This is a genomic window from Zunongwangia mangrovi, assembly GCF_900112105.1.
Taxonomy (GTDB): Bacteria; Bacteroidota; Bacteroidia; order Flavobacteriales; family Flavobacteriaceae; genus Zunongwangia; species Zunongwangia mangrovi.
The window spans coordinates 1-17,086 of record NZ_FOKV01000010.1 but is presented as its reverse complement, the minus strand read 5'-3'; the positions used below and the strand labels follow the sequence as shown (position 1 = coordinate 17,086).

Here is a 17,086-nt window from a genome sequence, read left to right as displayed (position 1 = left end):
AAAGCATATTCCTTTTATTTTCTTTTGTCTCCGGTGTGTTTCTGAAAGGCGATGAGGTTAAACATTTCTTTCATTCGGCTTCGTACTCGTATACCATAACGGGATTCTAATTCTTCGGCGTTGAGGTTAGTGGTAGCATGTGTTTTAAAGGTTCCTTTACTTAGGTTATGACGTTCATATCGGGAGAGTAAAACTTCGCCCATGACATTACAATCTTTTCCGTAAAATCTTCCGGGAAGTTCCACTCCAAGATCATCAAAACAATAGTAGCCTGAATTCCCATAATCTTCAATAGTTTTATAACCGATATGGTTGAATCCGAAGCTTACATTACGGCATGGAATCATTTCATAAAAACGCCGCTGTGGATCCAAGTGTCGTAATAATTTCATGAGACTGGTTTTACCACAGCCTACCGGTCCGGAAAGTAATATTCCTTTATTGATATCGATATCATATTTCGCACAGGTGGTTGCATCCCTAATCATGTAGGAGCATAATTGTAATAGTATTTTTCGATCTTTCTTGAAGAGCTCAAAATGTGATCCAAACAGTAATTTTCCTTTGGCTTCCAGGTAAACCAGAATCTTAGAAAAATCATAGTGTACACAGCAGCCATCAAATCTTCCGAGGGAATAGGTGACGCCACCTTCAACAATTTTAGAGGGGTTGTCCATAATCTTTATCGTTAGTTGTTTTTAAGAAGTCTATATCCTTTTCAGATTTGGGATGCCTGATCTTGTTTTTCTTTTCAAAAGCATGTTGCCTATCGATCCATTTTTTCGCGAGTGATTTCCAGTTCTTAATGGCTAGACCATCACCGGTAACCCAATTTTGTCCTTGATAGTGGTCAAAAAAATGATTGGCACTTGATTTTTTTGATTTTAGATTTTTAAAAAATAAAATAACCTCCTTCCGGTTTGGTGTTTTAATGTTTAAAGGTTTATTATGTTTTATATTAGATACGCATGCTTGTTCGCTCACGGGATACTTCCGATCGTCGAGCTGTTCAGTGGTGGGATGGTAGCGTTCGGCAAGCTGTTCTAATTTGGGATCGTAACCGGATGCTAATTCCTGCTCGGTATCGTCAAGAAGTTGCATCCTAATTCTACTGCCTTTAAACGGATTGAAAGAAGGGTAATATATTAGATATCCCCAGTCGTGTAGTTGTACGATACAACGATGGTAGGTTGAAGTAGAACCGATCTTGGAAATTTTCATAAGCAAATGCCTATCAGCATAAAATTCTATGGCAAAACGACTGATATTCCATTCTTGAAAAAGAGCCATGTATAAACTAACATGGGACGGACTTAGCCGGCTATCTTTATAAAACTGCTCATAGGCCGCGGTCAGTAGTTTGATATAATTGCGCATTAAAGTTTCATTTTATGATGAATACTGTTTTGATCTAAAACTTTTTGAATCTGCTGGGTATCGTAATAAATAATGCCTCCCATTTTAGTATAGGGCAGGGTACCGTTAATTCTTAAGTTTTGAAGTGTTCCCGGACTGATTTGAAGCATATCCATAACTTCGGCAGATTTTAAATAGCGTTTTACTTTATTCTTAGATTGTGAGGTGAGCAGTTTTTTAATGTCTTCGAGTAGCTCTACTTTAAATTCTCTTAAATCGTCGGTTGTAATAATTGAACTTGGCATAATAAATTGGTTTTAAAGGAATGGGCTATCAAGGTTGATTGTTTTTAAATGATAGCCCTTTCCATGATTTGACTTTCGTTCTATAAAATTGGTGGACTTTGATGGTCTTTTTTCGGTAGGAGCTTCGTAGTACGAAAAACTTTAACTTTTGATAGGATTTAGCTTGTTATGACCTGATTTAAATAGGGGAAGGAGGAATAAGAGGTAGGTAAGGCGTAAAATAGGAAAGAATTTTACGAGAAATGAACTTTTCGTAGTACGAGTTGACTACGAATATCTATTTTTTATCGTCTTCTCGCATTTTAGCGTCCATGATTGCGGCAAGTGAATGAAGATATTTGGTACGAGGATCTTTACGGGATTTTATTTCGCCGTATGTTTTGTAGAAATTATCGATCTTGATATTAAAGAAATCTTCAAAAGCTGCAAAAAGAGTTTTTAGATCTACGGTTCCATGATTGATGTCTCCATTAAAATAAAAAGAATAGATCATTTCGACCAAATTGGTTTTGGTACCGGACCAAATTAAAAGATTAGGTTTTCGTTCCCTGAAATTACTGCTGCTTCCCGGTTCTATTCTTTCCAGTTTTTCCCGAATATAATGAATGTAACGGTAAAGCGCTTGTACCTGAGACCAAAGCAAATCATGAGAGGTGGAGAATTCCGGGTATTGGTAGTAGAAAATATTGGGGTTAAACGAAAAATCTCTTTTCCCGTGACGACTAAAGAACATATGATCAAGATACGTATGCCCCTGTTCCATATAACTCACAAAACTGTTGTTCTCCGAAAAGAATTGATTGATCTTTTTCATTTCTTTCTCAAGAAATCGCACCTTATTAGAATTACCGATTTTTGGTAGTTTAATCTCACAATGACGTACCTGAGAGAAGTAGATATGGTAACTCATTGGAAGGGGTTTAATATTCCTGAAGAAGTCTATTTCCGATTGGGGATCTTCAAAATCCTTCTTATCCACGTGTTTTTGAAGTTTAGTGAGCGTTTTTACCGAGAGCTGAATTCCGGATTCAGCCTTTTTAAGATCGGAATCACCGGAATGAATCAGGCTATCGATGTTTTCGCTAAAAGTCGACATAATGTTCTCGATCATGGGGTGCGTATTTAAAGATAACAAATAGTGACGTTGTTGTGCTAGTTTCAAACTTTTGAGTTGATTAGAAATAGAGCCAAACTAATTAAAATTACTCCTGTCTTAGCCATTCCAGAGATTCCAGGTTGAAATTATCAGATGTCTGTATATAGGCACAATTTTGATACAAATGAGCACCTAATTTACGCTTCTCAAAACCTGCTGTAATTCCGAAGTCAATGCGCTTAGCTCCTAATTTTTTAGCCTCTAATATAGAATGATATAACAGTTGGCGGTAGATACCAAACTTCTCATTGAAGTCGTAGTCAAGACCTACAAGACCAGGCACGAAAATGCTATTATGATTGAAATAGCAAAACATGACTCCGATTATTTGGTTGGGAACTTTTACTTTTTTTACTAAGATAAACCGCCAATCCCGACTATTATTCATATTCTTAAAAAGTTTTATCGGATAATCAAAAGTATTCAGTCCGGGGTTATTTCTTTTAACATTTAAATAGAGTTGAAAACAATGCTTTAATTCTCGCTCTTTTAATTGATGTGTAACTTCAATGACTACATGTTGCTCTTTTGGTAATATATCATTTCTGAAATGTCGGCGAGATCTCTGACTAAGACTTTGGAAATAGCTTTCCTTTGTATCCCATGTGAAATGATTATAGAATGCTCCTTCCGGCATACTAACCTTCATATACCCTTTATGGTGAAATAGTTGTTCCAATTCTCTATCCGATGGATCAAAGTCTCTCATAATAATTGAATCCGGTCGAAGCTTTCGTTCCAAATCTTCAATTTTTTTTAGCATAAGATGAAATGCATCCTGCCATAGTAGATGTTCTCGGTCGAGATAGAGATGAGATGCTTCGCTAAAAATACTTCCCATACTCATACTGGAGGAAGTAAAATAATAGGGATCTTTTTCTCTTTGCTTTTCAATCTTTAAAGAGACAGGGGCTGAAGCCAGCATATCCTCCTTCAATAAACCATAAGTAAAAAAACTTATAAGTATCGGGTGGAACTCACGGTCACGAATAATAATATAGTAAAATTGAAAATTATGTTCTGGTTTGTCATTTCCAGAGAAGCTTTCTTCAAGAAACTTTAATCCCTTCCAGTCAAGCATTCCTCGATCTGCCATATGCGTATTCCAAAGCTCAGGATCAATAGCATTTATCGAATGCTCGATGTTATAATGTAAATGTTTACTTTTTTCAGTCTTAAAAGACTTAGAAGTCATTCCGAAAGCAAAATGTACCCGACCGAGATCGGTATGTGTTTCATTTAAAGATTTGGGATAATGAAAGTTCAAACTTCTAACGAGCTTTTCGATATCCTTTTCTTTGTTATGTAATGAAATGGTTATTCTTAATCCCGTATTTTTTATGGGTACTGCAGGAAAGATTCCCAGATTCGTGTAGAAACCATCATTCATTAAACGTTGCACTAAGTTATATCCTGTTTCAGGGCTACCTGCGCCGATAAAAAATACTGGAGAATCATTCTGAGTAATCAATGGAAGCTTTGTGCCTTCCAAAAGATCATTGAAGAATATTACTCGTTTCTGAAGTTGCTGTTGTAAATCAACTATTTCGGGGGATAAATGAATTTTAGCCGATGCTATGGCAGCACCTACGGATGCCGGTTCTAATTGTGCTGAAAAGCTGAGTGGTCCTCCATAATTTTTAATTCTGGAAAATAGATTTTTATCCTTGCATACCATGACTGAGCCGCTTGCACCAAATGTCTTGCTCAGAGTTCCAAAAATAACGACCTTATCCGGTAAATTCTTTAATTTACTCATCACAAACCCATTACCATGATCTCCTTTCCAGCTCATCCCATGGACATCATCAAAGTAAAAATATAATTTGGGATACTTTTTGGATAGTTCCATGAGTTCCTTTATCGGTGCATAGTCTCCATACATGGAGTATACACCATCTGCCATATACCAGATTTTATTTCGTGAAGTTTGTAATTTTTTGATTTTGTCTTCTAGCATGTTCAGGTCGTTATGCCGAACCATTTCTACAGGGATTGATCTTAATTTTAGTGGAGCAACAGCATTTTGAACACTCCAATGCACCTGATGATCGAGTAAAACCCCATCTCCATCATCCATAATTGATGGGATGACCGCAATATGTCCTAGCGTACTATTTTTTGTAATGATGATATAATTATTATCATAGATGGATCTCATCAAAGACTCTAATTCGTAGTACAGAGGATGTGATATATAGCTTTTTGATAATGGGAATTGTGTTCCATAATTCTGTATCGCTGCAATGGCTGCCTCTTTTAAACGTTGATCCTGTTCCAATCCTAAATATCCGGTTGTTCCAAAATGATACATTTGATGTCCGGAGACCTTGATATGGCGACCATTAAAACTTGTTCCTTCGGCGTATAGATGCAAGGCTCCGGCATCTTTAGCTCCGGACAATACGGAAACTATAGTATTCAATACATTATTGGTCTTAATTTTTGCCATCGATTTATAATTTGCAGGATTGTGGGCTATTTCTAAATCAAACTAAAAAATAAATACTGATCTAGAAGTGAAAACATAGGGTAGACCGTTAATTAATACTTTTTAGACAAGTATTAATCCTTTGATGACAACTTTTTAAGCCTAATTGTAATTAAATTCGTTCAAACGGGAACAAATGGATAGATAATTAATGTAATAAAAGGTTCCTGTCTTACCCAAATTTATCGAGAATATGAATTATATTAAAAATGAGTATTCTGAATTATTTATTCAGGATGGGGTCTTGTTTTTTAAATATTTGCCCTTTGAAAATTTTGACTTAGCAGCGGCAGAGAAGATTGTCGCTGCGCGATTGTCTTTACAGCGTGAAATAGCCTTTCCGGTCTTATGCGATGTAAGACAAATTGGGAAACCGAACTTAAGTGCCAGACGATTTCTCGCGGTGCAAGGATCGGTGTTGGCGAAAGCCGTGGCTTATGTGGCCAATTCCTATAGTAAAGAAAAATTGGCCGATTTTTTTATTACTGTGGATCAACCTACGGCTCCTACAGCTGTTTTCTCTACGCAAGAGGCTGCTCTACAATTTTTAAAACCATATGTCAGTGAATAAAAAGGAATTAGCTAAAATTGATGATATATTAGAAATGATTGTTCAACTAGCTTTGGGAAACTTTGCTTATCGATATCAAGTAGAAAATCCTGAAAGTGAAATTGAAAATATAGGAGAACGACTTAATTATTTGGCAGAGGAATTAGGAATGTTTATTTCTCACCCCGGAGTGTTTGGAATAAAGAATATGGCAGACCCCTATGTATTTGCGGTTAATGAAGAGTTTAAAATTACCGGTGTTAATTGTCGGTTTGTGGATCTTATGCAAATTCCTGAAAAAAAATTGTTGGAACTGCCTTTAAGTGAGGTCGTAACCGAATCAACTTATGCTGCTATAACCCAACAGCTCAAAGTTCATTTTGAGGAAGAACGAACTCATACCCCGGTACGATTATTAATTTCCTTTCATTTAAAATCAGGGAATATTTTAGATTGTTGGGGATATTGTCATTTTGTAAAGGGAGCGGACGGAGTCTATTTTTTATTTCGTGGCTTACCGATTGCAGAGAAGGAGATAAAAGTGCCGTTACTGCAGCCAAAAACAAAATCCAGAAACAAGGAACACTCTATTATTCAGTATCAGGCTGATATAATGAATTTAAGAAAAGTACATCAGTACATCCTGAGTAATTTGCACCAAAAATTACCTTCCCTCAATGAAATTGCTCGTAAGTTTAATTTAAACGAGTTCAAATTAAAAAAGGGATTTAAAGCACTTTATCAAACCCCTGTTGTTAAATTTCATCGTGAAAAGCGGCTGGAAATGGCTTATCAGATGATTGTTAATACTCCAACACCCTTAAGTGTTATAGCAAAAAATTTCGGGTTTATGGACTATCCGTATTTTTCAAAAGCCTTTAAAAAGAAGTATGGAAAATCACCTTCTAAATTTAAAGACGATAATTATATCAATTAATTCTTCAAAATACCTGTAAGACAATATTTTATTCTTAAAGAGCAAAATTGTTTTATCAACTTTATCCTATTGGAAATAGGAAGGTCATGAAAAACACTTTGAGAAAGTATTTGGAAATTATTATTCGGTATATTTTTATTATACTCTTTTTATACGCTGCCATAAGCAAGCTTATCGATTATCGAAAGTTTTATAATGATCTTTTAAACAGTCCCATTTTTGGATATTCCTTTCTTGCTCGATTTGTGTCTATTATAATACCGATGCTAGAAATTGGAATTTCAGGATTACTTATAAGTGGTAAATACTTAAAAACAGGATGGTACCTGGTGTTTTTACTGATGCTTATTTTTAGTATTTACTTAGGAGGAATACTTGTTTTTAGCGATAACCTACCTTGTTCCTGCGGAGGTATTGTAAGTGAATTAAGCTGGAAAGAACATTTAATTTTCAATGTAAGTCTTACACTTTTAAGCGGCCTTGGAATATATCTTAATAGTAAAAATGAATATAAAAATATTGTTACGTGACGATGCAGGGGAAGCCGAAAACCTGAAAGGATAGAGTAGGTATGAATTAAAACTCAAAAATTATGAAATCTTCAAAAATTTTAATGCCGGTAATGGCAATCGCAATGGCTGTTGGTCTTGCTTTTTCAACAAAAGCGAATGAACAACAGTCCAATGGATGGATAGAGCAAAATGATACGGCGGTTCAACTATCACAGGATCCTTGTAATTCTCAAACATCTGAGCCATGCCAGGTAAGATTTTCTGACGATCTTAGTACCGTCTATCCAGTTTTTATGGATGAAGAATTAACCGAGGAAAAAGAGGGAGGAACACAAATACCTTATATTATTGAAAGATAATTTAAGAGTGTTTAATTTTAGAGGCTGCTTTGAAGGCAGCCTCTATTTTTATTTGCGTTAAATTTTATTTGTGAATATCAAGTGATTATCATTATTTAAATAGTCATTGGCAATCTTACGCAGGTCGCTAACACTTAATTTGTCTATATATTCTTGAGATTGTGCTATGGATACTAAAGGGATTTTATGTCTATAGTTATTATAAAGTCGATTCATATCGGATTTACTGGAGTGTTCAAATTTTTTAGACCATTCAGGCAAATACATACTGCTTTTTACCAGTGTTAGAAAACTTTCATTTTGTAACTCATTTTTGAGGTCTTTTATGATTTCCTGGCAATATATCAATACTTGCTCGTAGTCCTTGCTATCACATTGAAGGTTGATTTGAATGTCCCTGGTCCCGGTGTCATAATTAATAGATTGTGTAGCGGCATAAAAATATACACCCAGCTGTGCTTTAAAACGAAGTTCATTTAAACGATGAAAAATAGCCGTTTTTATTAATTCCGTATGAATCTCTTCTTCAAATGTTCTGGAATCCAGGCTTGTTCTATAATCAATCGTCAAAAATCTATTCTTTACTCGATAAGGAGAATTAGGCGTTACAGTATCCTTTTCAGTAAAAGCAACTGAATTTAATAAAGTGTCATTCTTATCCAGAGCTTGTAAGCTACTATCTTCTTTATTCAATTCTATACTTCCCAAGTATCGACTTAACAACGGGATAATTTCTTTTTTTACAAAATTCCCTGTGATTATGACCGTGAAATTACCGGGGTTATTATGTAACTCTCTATATAAAGAGAAAGATTTATGATACTTAATTTTTTTACTTTGCTCGTATCGTTTTTCACCACGAGGAAGTCCAGACATATCTAATTTTTGTTTTACAAAATCATTAAAATCTATTTGAGGATTAGGAGCTCTAGTAAAACTTTCCAGTTCTTTATATTTCCAATATTTAAATGCTTTTACATCATACCTTGGTTTTGTAAAGGATAAATAAATCAACGCTAAAAAGCGTTCTAAATCTTCAGCTACCACCTCATTTTCGAATCCAGTTTCATATTTGTTTATGTAATCGTTATAACCGGATAGAATACTGGTGTTTTGCAGAAAGTTCCTTATTTCGAAATAGGAATGCTCCCCCAAACCACTATATTTAATGATTTGTGGAGAAAAATCAGCCTGAATTTCTTCTTCTTCTTTAAATTGACTGCTACCAAAAGGGCTAAAGCCCCTAATCGTAATTTTATCTTTATGATTTCCAGATATACAGGAGTTACTTTTCAAAACTACTTTAAGTCCATTCTCAAAAGTGATGATATCCTCATTTATGGAACCAAATTGATGATCGATAATTTTCGCTTCTTTAGGAATTTTTTTTAAAAGCTGATTGGGTTTATCAATGGGTTCCGGGATAAAGGCTTTTGATAAACCATCTTTTATCCAATTGTTTACTTGCGCTCTCGAATATTCATTTTTGCTCGTATTGAATGGAACGATAACAGCTATATCATCGGGATACCAGCTATAATTTTTCAATAAGTTATTTAATGTTGAGGTAGTTAGTTTTGCGAACAGTTTTTCGCGGAGTTTTTTATTCTCCATTCTAGCATTTGAATGATCAGTTTTTTGATCGTAAAAATTTAACCAGTCTCTTGACGAACTATATCGTTTATTTTCAGTCCCCTCATTTATGTAATTTTCAATTAATCTATATTCATCCGCCGTTATCTCTTGTTCTTTGAAAGACTGAAGAACACCAAAAACTTTGCCTATACTTTTCTTAGGATTTTCCAATAGATTGATTTCTAAAAATGAGGCTGGATATGGCATATTATCTTGAAAATATGTATTGAACTTAGATTCATAATTATGTTTTAATTTCTGTAATCTTGAATTAATGATGATTTTTAAAATTTCTTTCAGGAATGGATATTCTGAACTGTCAAATCCTTCAAACCGATTACTATTATCCCTGTAGTAAAATTGAAAAACAGTTTGAAGTTTTGCTGTATCATACTGATTTTTGGTAATAAAATTTGGCTCGCTTTGTAATATATCTTTTGAACAATCTTTAAGGGATTTTATTTCTCTTTTTGGTTTTGGAATAGCCGCAAATTTCTGTTTAATTTTTTCACGTACTTCTTCGATATTTTCAAAATTTCCGGTAATAATTAAAGTTGCAAGATCCGGTTGGTACCATTGCCTGTAAAAACGTTTTAAAGCTTGATTGGAACCTTTTAATATAAAATCCTCGTAGTGATCAGGATCAGGATATGTGGATGTACACCCAAATAAGGTTTCCTCAATTTTAAGGTATGGATATCTTCTCGGGCTATTACCAAAAAAATATTCCTGATAAATGGCTTTTCGCTCTAAAGCAATCTGATGCTCATTAAATAGAACATTACCTGAAATAATATCAGAATATATGCTTAAAATGGTATCGAGACCACGAGTGTTATTGGCAGGATAGTCAAAAATATACCGTGTTCTATACCCTCCGGTATTTGCTACGTAATTTGTTTTTTTTACACCTAAATCTATATATAATTGATCATTATTGGATATGTTCGGAAAATGAAAAAGATAATTGAAAGCTATATGCTCCAATAAATGAGCATTGTTGAATTGATCTTCTTCCTCCATTGCTGATCCGGCTTTGATAACAAGACTTAAAAAATTTCTTTTTTCGTCATTTATAGGTTTAATAATATACTTTAAACCATTTGCAAGGCTATCAATAATCACTTCTTCTTGATCATTTGAGTTTTTCAATGGAACATCCTGACAGTATAATTTGCTGACATTGAATACAATTAATAGAAGTATTATTTTATGTATTTGCATATAATTATTCATTTAATATCCTGGATTTTGATTAAGATTAGGATTTCTTTCCCGTTCACTATCTGGAATAGGAAATAACAAGGATCTGGGGGTGCTGAATTCGGAATTGTTTTTTTCACTAAGCTCCTCAAGCATTTCAAATCGTACTAAATCGAACCAACGATGTCCCCATTCACTAAAGAGTTCTTTTCTACGTTCATTAATTACCAATTGCAGAATGAGGTCTTGATTGTGTGAATCCTCTGTATTTGAAATTGGACTAATCCCTGATCGCTCTCTTATCGTATTAATATCTTCAATAGCCTGCGCGAATTTTGATAACATGGTTCTGGCTTCTGCCCTTATTAGATATTGCTCGGCAAAACGCATAACCATGGAATATTCAGTGATCTCTCCAGAATTTTCATATTGAATTTTATATTTATAAGGATAAAATAGCGTGTCTTCGTTTTGAATAATGTAATCCACCCAATTTTCTAATCGTAGATCAGTAGGATCGTAGCTTTCCAAAAAATTTCTTGATAGTGCTAATGGAGTGCTCACAGTAGGTGTTTTAATTAAAGCGTTACCATCGCGGGTATGTGTGAAACTTGTTCCCCATCCAATAGGTGAAATCTGCCAAATAGCTTCCTCACTATCTGCAAGGAATACCATGTCGAAATCTGATAACAAAGTGTATTGGTCACTTGCCTGAATCACAAGTGAACTATAGTCTTCTGCTGCCTGGTAATTTTCTAAAAATAAATGAACTCTGGCGAGTAAAGCATAACAAGCATAAGTATTGGGAACGGTACGGTCATTATCGGCATAACTATCAGATAACAATTCGCTCGCAGTTTCAAGATCCAAAATGATTTGATTATAAATTTCCTGACGATCTGTTTCGCTAGCAAGTGCATTTGATTGATAGTCGGTGGTCAAAATCAATGGGACTTCATCGTAAAGGTTTAAAAGATGGAAATAAGTGAAGGCACGAACGAACCTTGAAACCCCTTCAATTTTATTTACAAGTGCCGTTGATAAATCAGAATTATCCCTAACGCCTTCCAGTAATGCATTTGATTGATATATCGCATTATAGGCTCCACTCCATAAGCTAAGGTTGTTATTGTTATTTACAGGGATGTTATTATAATAGAAGCTTATTAGCTCTTGCGAGTTCGAGTATAGATCATAATTATCTGCTGATAAACCTCCCAGAAAACTCACGGATTGATAAGATCCATTGGCAAAGCTTATATTGAATAACTGGTTCAGCATTCCTCTTAGAGCTCTATCTGCCGATTCATCATTGTTATAAACATTCTGAGTGGTTAGAAAGTAATCAGGAGTTTCTACTTCCACAAAATCTTCACAGGACCAGATCAGAAAGCAGCCGATGACAATGATACATTTTGAAATATTTGATATAATTTTCATGAGTTATAAAATTTAAAAGGTTAAGGATAATCCTGCTGAAATCGTTCTTAATGGAGGAAGATTTCGGCTACCGGGGGACTGGGGATCAAGACCTTTGTAATTTGTAATTGTAAAGAGATTTTGTCCCTGTACAAATAATTGGATATCTGGTAATGACTGAGATGAAAATAGTTTTTCGGGAATCTTATAACTTAGATCCACCGTTTTCATTCGTAAAAAACTAGCATCAGAAATCCAGAGATCACTTCTAACGACATTTTCATAAGCTAATAATGCATCAATAGATTGTGAGGGCCCTTGCACACCATCATTCACCGCCAGCCCATTAACATATTGTCCATTGTCAATGAGATAACCAAAAAAGCCTGGAGTATTTATATAAAACTCATTCCCTTTATGCTTTACAAATTCCATCAATAAGCTTAAAGAGAAGTTTTTATAACTTAGTTGATTATAAAGACCTCCAAAGTAGACTCTCCCCAAATCTTCATTGATAATTTGATCCTGATAATCATAGCGACCATCATCATTAGCATCTTCAATTTGGTATAATCCTGTTTCAGTATCTAAACCGTTAAAGTGATATACCTTTTGAATGCTTAGTGGTTCACCAACTTCAAAAGCTCTTGCATAAGAACTTTGTTCAATGTCTTCAAATGCTATCAATTCGTTTTTTGGAATGCTAAGATTGATTGAACTACGCCAATTGAAGTTTTTATTCTTTATAATATCCGAAGAGAGTTCCAATTCCCAACCCTGATTTTGAACAGTGGCAGGTAAGTTGGCTTCAACGCTTGTAAATCCGGTGATTGATGGTAATGTGTACCCCACTAATTGATTTGAAGAACGGTTGCGGTACCAGCTAAGATTTAAGTTCGTTCTGTTCTTAAATAAGCCTAACTCCAAGGCAAACTCTAGTTTTTTGGTAGACTCCCATGAAAAGTTCGAGTTGGCTAATTGAGTGGGGTATAAGCCGCCGGGACCAGGTGTTGCCCGGTAGGCATCCAGATATCTATAATCTCCGATTTGATCATTTCCTGTAATCCCATAACTTCCTCGAAGTTTTCCAAAACTTATAAAATCAAGATTGTCCTCTAAAAACTTACTGGAGCTAAAAATCCAGGCGGCACCTACTGCGCCAAAATTGGAAAACCGATTTTTTGGACTAAATCGTGAAGATCCGTCTCTTCTTCCGGTTAAGTTTAAAAATAATCTTTTATCAAAATTATATCCTATCCTGGCGAAAATAGCATGGTATTTATAGATTAAACTTTGATCTGCAGTAGAAACTACGGCATCTGCGGCATTTAGATTTCCAATAAGTTGAGCGTTTGCATACCCGGTTCCATTAAATCCTAGTCTACTATCTTCGCTATGCTGAAAAGTTGTTCCCAACAACAGGTCAAATTGATTTTTTTTAAATGTTTTAGTATAGTTTATTTGAGGTTCGGCGATCCATGAGATACGATTATTTATTAATAGACGCGATTGATTGGAGACTCTATCCCATATAGCGGGATCATAAATCACGATAGGTAGCTTAAGATCATCCCGACTATCCAATGTGTTATATCCCAGATTGGTCTTTAAATAAAATCCCTCAAATAATTTATAACTAAGATTAAGACTACTAATAAGTATTTTTCCTTCATTTTTACCCGAACCGTTAAGCGGAGCTAAAGGATTACTCCAGGTAGAATTTTCCCAATTAAGACTACCATCCTCGTTGTATATGGCTGGAGCATTAGGAGGCAGGCTTAAAGCATTACCCACAAAGTTTGATGTACTAAAGAGATCATTATCTGTTAAGCCATAATTTATGGTAAGGTTAGTTTGAAATCTTTGATTTTTGGATCGATGATTAAGATTAAGGCTTATATTCTTTTTCTGAAAAGAATAATTTCCGGGGAAAACCATTCCTTGTTTAAAATAAGAAGCTCCAATATTAAAATTGGTATATTCGTTTCCGCCTGAATAGTTAATATAAGCATTAAAGGTGGGTGAATGTTGACCGAAGAGTTCTTTTTGCCAATCGGTATCCCGTTCTTGATCCCATAGTACTAAATCCTCAGCATTTGCTACAGTTGGTTCTACTCCGTCATTTTCGAATGCCTCTCGCCGGATGGCTAAATATTGAGGAGTGTTTAGCATTTCTAAATAATTGGAAACATTGCTAACACCACTATAAACACGGATTAGGAATTTTTCCTGTTGCTGACTATAGTTCTTATTGTTTGTGGTAATTAAAACGACACCATTAGACCCTCTGGATCCATAAATAGCAGTAGCATCGGCATCTTTTAAAACTTCAATACTTTTAATGCTGGACAAATCAATACCATTTAGCGGGTCGATACCAATACTACTGTTAAAGCGATTGATAGAATTTATTGGAGCTGAATTCACAGGAACCCCATCAATGATGTATAGAGGTAAATTACCATTATCATTAAAACCGGTTCTAAGACTGTTTTGTCCTCGTATACGTATGGTAGGAGCAGCTCCCGGGACACCGGTTTGCTGTACAATTTCAACTCCTGCCATTCTTCCCTGCAATGCCTGTATCGGGCTTACCACAGGTTGCAGTTCTATTTCCTCAGCAGTAACCCTTGCGATATTACCCGTTCTCTCTCGCTCGGTTGTATTATAGTAGCCGGCGTTAATAACGACCTCGGATAAGGCATCGGTTGCCGGGTGCATTATCAAGTCCCCATTAAACCCGGGCGTGAGTTTTTTTTCTATGGTTTGGTAGCCTATAAAAGAGTAGAGGATGGTATCACCAATAGAAACAAGGATACTGTAATGACCATCCATATTACTCATGGTTCCGGTAGCGCTTCCTTTAATAAGAACATTCACGCCCGGAAGTGGTAAACCGTCCTGGTCACTAATGATACCGGAAATGGTTTGCTGATTTTGATTGGTTTGGCTGTAGACTTTTCCAGTCTCTAGCTGAAGAATTATATATAATAGGGGTATTAGCACTACAAGATTGCAGCACCTGTAATTATTTTTCATAATTTCGCTGTGGTTTTGTTTTACTTTATTAGTTAATCAAGCCTTAAGCCTTCCCTCTGCTTCCAAACTTGCGGGAAGGCTTTTTAGCTAATAGCCTAGCCTAAGGCCATTTCAAATTGTGTGGTTTTGCTTTCTTTTATTCTTATAGATTTTGTTTTAGATTACACATTTATTTTACATCATTTTAGGGCATACCTCACCCGCCCATCACCACAGTAATAAATTTTAGAAATAGGGTTTGTTGCGATTCCCGGAATAGCCACTAGGAAGCTCCCTATGGATTACCAATAAAAAAGTAGGGTCTTAAAACTGCAAAACCAGTACTATAATATAGAGGAAGAAAAGCTTTGAATGAAGTCTAAAAAGAAAGGGCATGGTGACTTACTTATGCTATCGCGGTACTGGTAATACCGTTGGAACAATAAGTAAGCCCACGCCCGCGGTCGTGAGCATTTACACTTATCATCTCGTTCCTTAAATTACCAGTTTTCGATAGCGAGATTCAAAGCGAATGCTTCTAATATTTTTACTTAAGAAGTTTCGCAAATATAATAAACAGGATAAATATAGAATAATTTTTCGGTACGCCAAAGCGTACCGAAAAATATTTTAAGTTATAGTTAATTGCATCAATGGAAGAAAAAGCAATTGACCATATTAAACTTAGGACTTCTTTAGCATTGAATAAATTGCTTTTACAAAGTAAACTTTATAAGGATTTAGATTTTGACGATACTATTAAGTTCGCAAAAAGCTATAGTAAGATTTCAACTAATGCTGATTTACGTAAAGCAACAGTTTCCGATAATTTTAATGCAAAAAGCAACGTAAGATTTTCGACTTTAATTTCTATAGTTGAAGGGATGGGATTTACATTGGTTGAGTTTGCTGAGGTATATAATTCAATCAAAAAAACAGAAATAGATCAATTTGCTAAAGGTCTTCAAAAGAAGAATAAATAGTAATCTACAGAGTTTCTGATTTCTCCCAAATTTAATTATCAGTTTTTTCTTTATTTTACGGTAAACCGTATTTTTTCTATACGCGAGGTTAATATATTTATAGTGTTGATATCCAGAAAATAGTAATAATATATGATTACTATTATATAGATATAACGAGTTACCCACAATTATGACTAAAAAATTTTTGCTCCTATTTTTTCTAATTTCTGCTATTGGAAATACACAAAATATATTCAACTACGAAAAAAAAATTAAACAGAAAAAAGAGTATAATTTTATAGATATTGGATTTTTCAATGCATTTGATAATATCAAGCTTTCAGGTACTCTTATAGAACCCAAAAAAGATTATGACAAAATTGTTGTCATCATACCTGGTAGTACTGAAGACACTAGACATTCTCATTTTATTCTTGCAGAGGAATTACTAAAGAATGGCATTGCAGTTTATCGTTTTGATGAAAGAGGAATCGCAAAATCAGAAGGTAGTTATACCGACTCTGCAACAAAACTATCACAAGATCTTTCAAGTTTATTTAAAAAGCTAAAAATATCTTATAAAGATAAAAAAATTGGATTCGTAGGACATAGTCGCGGAGGAATGGCCAGTTTAGAAATGATTCAAAATGGTCTAAATCCGACTTTCTTAATATTAATTGGAACACCAGTACTTAAAAATGGAAATTATATCTTAAATAGAATTAAAAACGACATACAAAACAATCCGAGTATTATTGAAAAAGGTAAAACTGAAAAAGAAACCATTGAATTATTTGGTGATATGTTTAAAATATTGGCTGATAATTCGAATTCAAGAGATATAAAAGAACAGACTAAAGAGTTACTTGATAAAAAAGGTTTTAATCGCAAATATTTAAAATTTCTTAAAGACTTTTTAAGTGATGATGTATTTATGGAGTTGGTCAGAAAAGATTATGAAACAGTCATTAGAAACTTATCCATTCCTACACTTTATTTTGTAGGTTCTGACGACGCAATTCTTAATGCTAAACTGGAATCCGATTATATAAAATCCTTTAAAAATGAATTTATTGAAGTTAAAGTTTTTGAAGATCTCAACCATTATTTGACAGAAAAAAATGCACCTGTAGGAACATCTTTGTATAAAATGGATAAAGCTCCATTGAACAAAATAATA

The 17,086-nt window shown here is 34.6% G+C and carries 14 protein-coding genes; 6 read left to right on the top strand and 8 right to left on the bottom strand.

Going from position 1 to position 17,086, the window contains the following annotated elements:
* Nucleotides 1-14: 14 nt before the first annotated feature.
* From BM201_RS16525 to BM201_RS16505, 5 genes are all read right to left on the bottom strand, one after another.
* Entirely contained in the window at nt 15-677 is a 663-nt protein-coding gene (locus tag BM201_RS16525; RefSeq protein WP_092544659.1) for a P-loop NTPase family protein, read from the bottom strand.
* The gene (locus BM201_RS16520; RefSeq protein WP_092544656.1) at nt 661-1,377 is read right to left on the bottom strand and encodes a hypothetical protein; all 717 of its coding nucleotides are present in this window, start codon (nt 1,375-1,377) and stop codon (nt 661-663) included. Before BM201_RS16520 ends, BM201_RS16525 begins: the two co-directional genes overlap by 17 nt.
* Nucleotides 1,377-1,661 carry a helix-turn-helix domain-containing protein gene (locus BM201_RS16515; RefSeq protein WP_092544654.1) on the bottom strand — a complete coding sequence of 95 codons (285 nt, stop codon included), beginning with the start codon at nt 1,659-1,661 and terminating at the stop codon, nt 1,377-1,379. The genes BM201_RS16520 and BM201_RS16515 overlap by 1 nt, the downstream gene beginning before the upstream one ends.
* Nucleotides 1,662-1,938: 277 nt before the next feature.
* Nucleotides 1,939-2,823 (bottom strand): RteC domain-containing protein, encoded by an 885-nt coding sequence (locus BM201_RS16510; RefSeq protein WP_245758682.1) that lies wholly within the window; start codon nt 2,821-2,823, stop codon nt 1,939-1,941.
* Nucleotides 2,824-2,863: 40 nt separating this feature from the next.
* Nucleotides 2,864-5,269, bottom strand: a complete 2,406-nt coding sequence (locus BM201_RS16505) for an aminotransferase class I/II-fold pyridoxal phosphate-dependent enzyme (RefSeq protein WP_092544650.1) — start codon at nt 5,267-5,269, stop codon at nt 2,864-2,866.
* Nucleotides 5,270-5,501: 232 nt separating this feature from the next.
* Between BM201_RS16505 and BM201_RS16500 the strand changes: the two genes are divergently transcribed.
* From BM201_RS16500 to BM201_RS16485, 4 genes are all read left to right on the top strand, one after another.
* Nucleotides 5,502-5,879 carry a DUF7793 family protein gene (locus BM201_RS16500; RefSeq protein ID WP_092544648.1) on the top strand — a complete coding sequence of 126 codons (378 nt, stop codon included), beginning with the start codon at nt 5,502-5,504 and terminating at the stop codon, nt 5,877-5,879.
* Nucleotides 5,872-6,795, top strand: coding sequence for a helix-turn-helix domain-containing protein (locus BM201_RS16495; protein WP_175487072.1), 924 nt, complete (start codon nt 5,872-5,874; stop codon nt 6,793-6,795). Before BM201_RS16500 ends, BM201_RS16495 begins: the two co-directional genes overlap by 8 nt.
* 86 nt (nt 6,796-6,881) lie before the next feature.
* Nucleotides 6,882-7,325 carry a MauE/DoxX family redox-associated membrane protein gene (locus BM201_RS16490; RefSeq protein WP_092544644.1) on the top strand — a complete coding sequence of 148 codons (444 nt, stop codon included), beginning with the start codon at nt 6,882-6,884 and terminating at the stop codon, nt 7,323-7,325.
* Between the two features lie 62 nt (nt 7,326-7,387).
* Nucleotides 7,388-7,666, top strand: coding sequence for a DUF6520 family protein (locus BM201_RS16485; protein ID WP_092544642.1), 279 nt, complete (start codon nt 7,388-7,390; stop codon nt 7,664-7,666).
* 57 nt (nt 7,667-7,723) lie between these two features.
* On the opposite strand, the gene BM201_RS16480 is transcribed toward BM201_RS16485, so the two are convergent.
* Genes BM201_RS16480 through BM201_RS16470 form a run of 3 tightly spaced genes read right to left on the bottom strand, consistent with a single transcriptional unit; the run spans nt 7,724 to nt 14,962 of the window.
* The gene (locus tag BM201_RS16480) at nt 7,724-10,525 is read right to left on the bottom strand and encodes a M16 family metallopeptidase (protein ID WP_175487071.1); all 2,802 of its coding nucleotides are present in this window, start codon (nt 10,523-10,525) and stop codon (nt 7,724-7,726) included.
* A gap of 12 nt (nt 10,526-10,537) precedes the next feature.
* Nucleotides 10,538-11,944: a RagB/SusD family nutrient uptake outer membrane protein gene (locus BM201_RS16475; protein ID WP_092544638.1), complete on the bottom strand. Its 1,407-nt coding sequence runs from the start codon at nt 11,942-11,944 to the stop codon at nt 10,538-10,540.
* 12 nt (nt 11,945-11,956) lie between these two features.
* Nucleotides 11,957-14,962, bottom strand: coding sequence for a SusC/RagA family TonB-linked outer membrane protein (locus BM201_RS16470; protein WP_092544636.1), 3,006 nt, complete (start codon nt 14,960-14,962; stop codon nt 11,957-11,959).
* Nucleotides 14,963-15,594: 632 nt separating this feature from the next.
* Here BM201_RS16470 and BM201_RS16465 point away from each other — a divergent pair.
* Both BM201_RS16465 and BM201_RS16460 read left to right on the top strand, forming a co-directional pair.
* The gene (locus BM201_RS16465) at nt 15,595-15,924 is read left to right on the top strand and encodes a hypothetical protein (protein ID WP_092544634.1); all 330 of its coding nucleotides are present in this window, start codon (nt 15,595-15,597) and stop codon (nt 15,922-15,924) included.
* A gap of 172 nt (nt 15,925-16,096) precedes the next feature.
* Nucleotides 16,097-17,086 (top strand): alpha/beta fold hydrolase (locus BM201_RS16460; RefSeq protein WP_092544632.1); only part of this gene is annotated, 990 nt, incomplete at its 3' end.

Excerpts from the sequence above, each read along its gene's own strand:
- BM201_RS16490 (WP_092544644.1), top strand. The coding sequence starts at position 6,882 with ATGAAAAACACTTTGAGAAAGTATTTGGAAATTATTATTCGGTATATT.
- BM201_RS16525 (WP_092544659.1), bottom strand. The coding sequence starts at position 677 with ATGGACAACCCCTCTAAAATTGTTGAAGGTGGCGTCACCTATTCCCTC.
- BM201_RS16515 (WP_092544654.1), bottom strand. The coding sequence starts at position 1,661 with ATGCCAAGTTCAATTATTACAACCGACGATTTAAGAGAATTTAAAGTA.
- BM201_RS16500 (WP_092544648.1), top strand. The coding sequence starts at position 5,502 with ATGAATTATATTAAAAATGAGTATTCTGAATTATTTATTCAGGATGGG.
- BM201_RS16480 (WP_175487071.1), bottom strand. The coding sequence starts at position 10,525 with ATGCAAATACATAAAATAATACTTCTATTAATTGTATTCAATGTCAGC.
- BM201_RS16465 (WP_092544634.1), top strand. The coding sequence starts at position 15,595 with ATGGAAGAAAAAGCAATTGACCATATTAAACTTAGGACTTCTTTAGCA.
- BM201_RS16470 (WP_092544636.1), bottom strand. The coding sequence starts at position 14,962 with ATGAAAAATAATTACAGGTGCTGCAATCTTGTAGTGCTAATACCCCTA.
- BM201_RS16520 (WP_092544656.1), bottom strand. The coding sequence starts at position 1,377 with ATGCGCAATTATATCAAACTACTGACCGCGGCCTATGAGCAGTTTTAT.
- BM201_RS16475 (WP_092544638.1), bottom strand. The coding sequence starts at position 11,944 with ATGAAAATTATATCAAATATTTCAAAATGTATCATTGTCATCGGCTGC.
- BM201_RS16485 (WP_092544642.1), top strand. The coding sequence starts at position 7,388 with ATGAAATCTTCAAAAATTTTAATGCCGGTAATGGCAATCGCAATGGCT.
- BM201_RS16505 (WP_092544650.1), bottom strand. The coding sequence starts at position 5,269 with ATGGCAAAAATTAAGACCAATAATGTATTGAATACTATAGTTTCCGTA.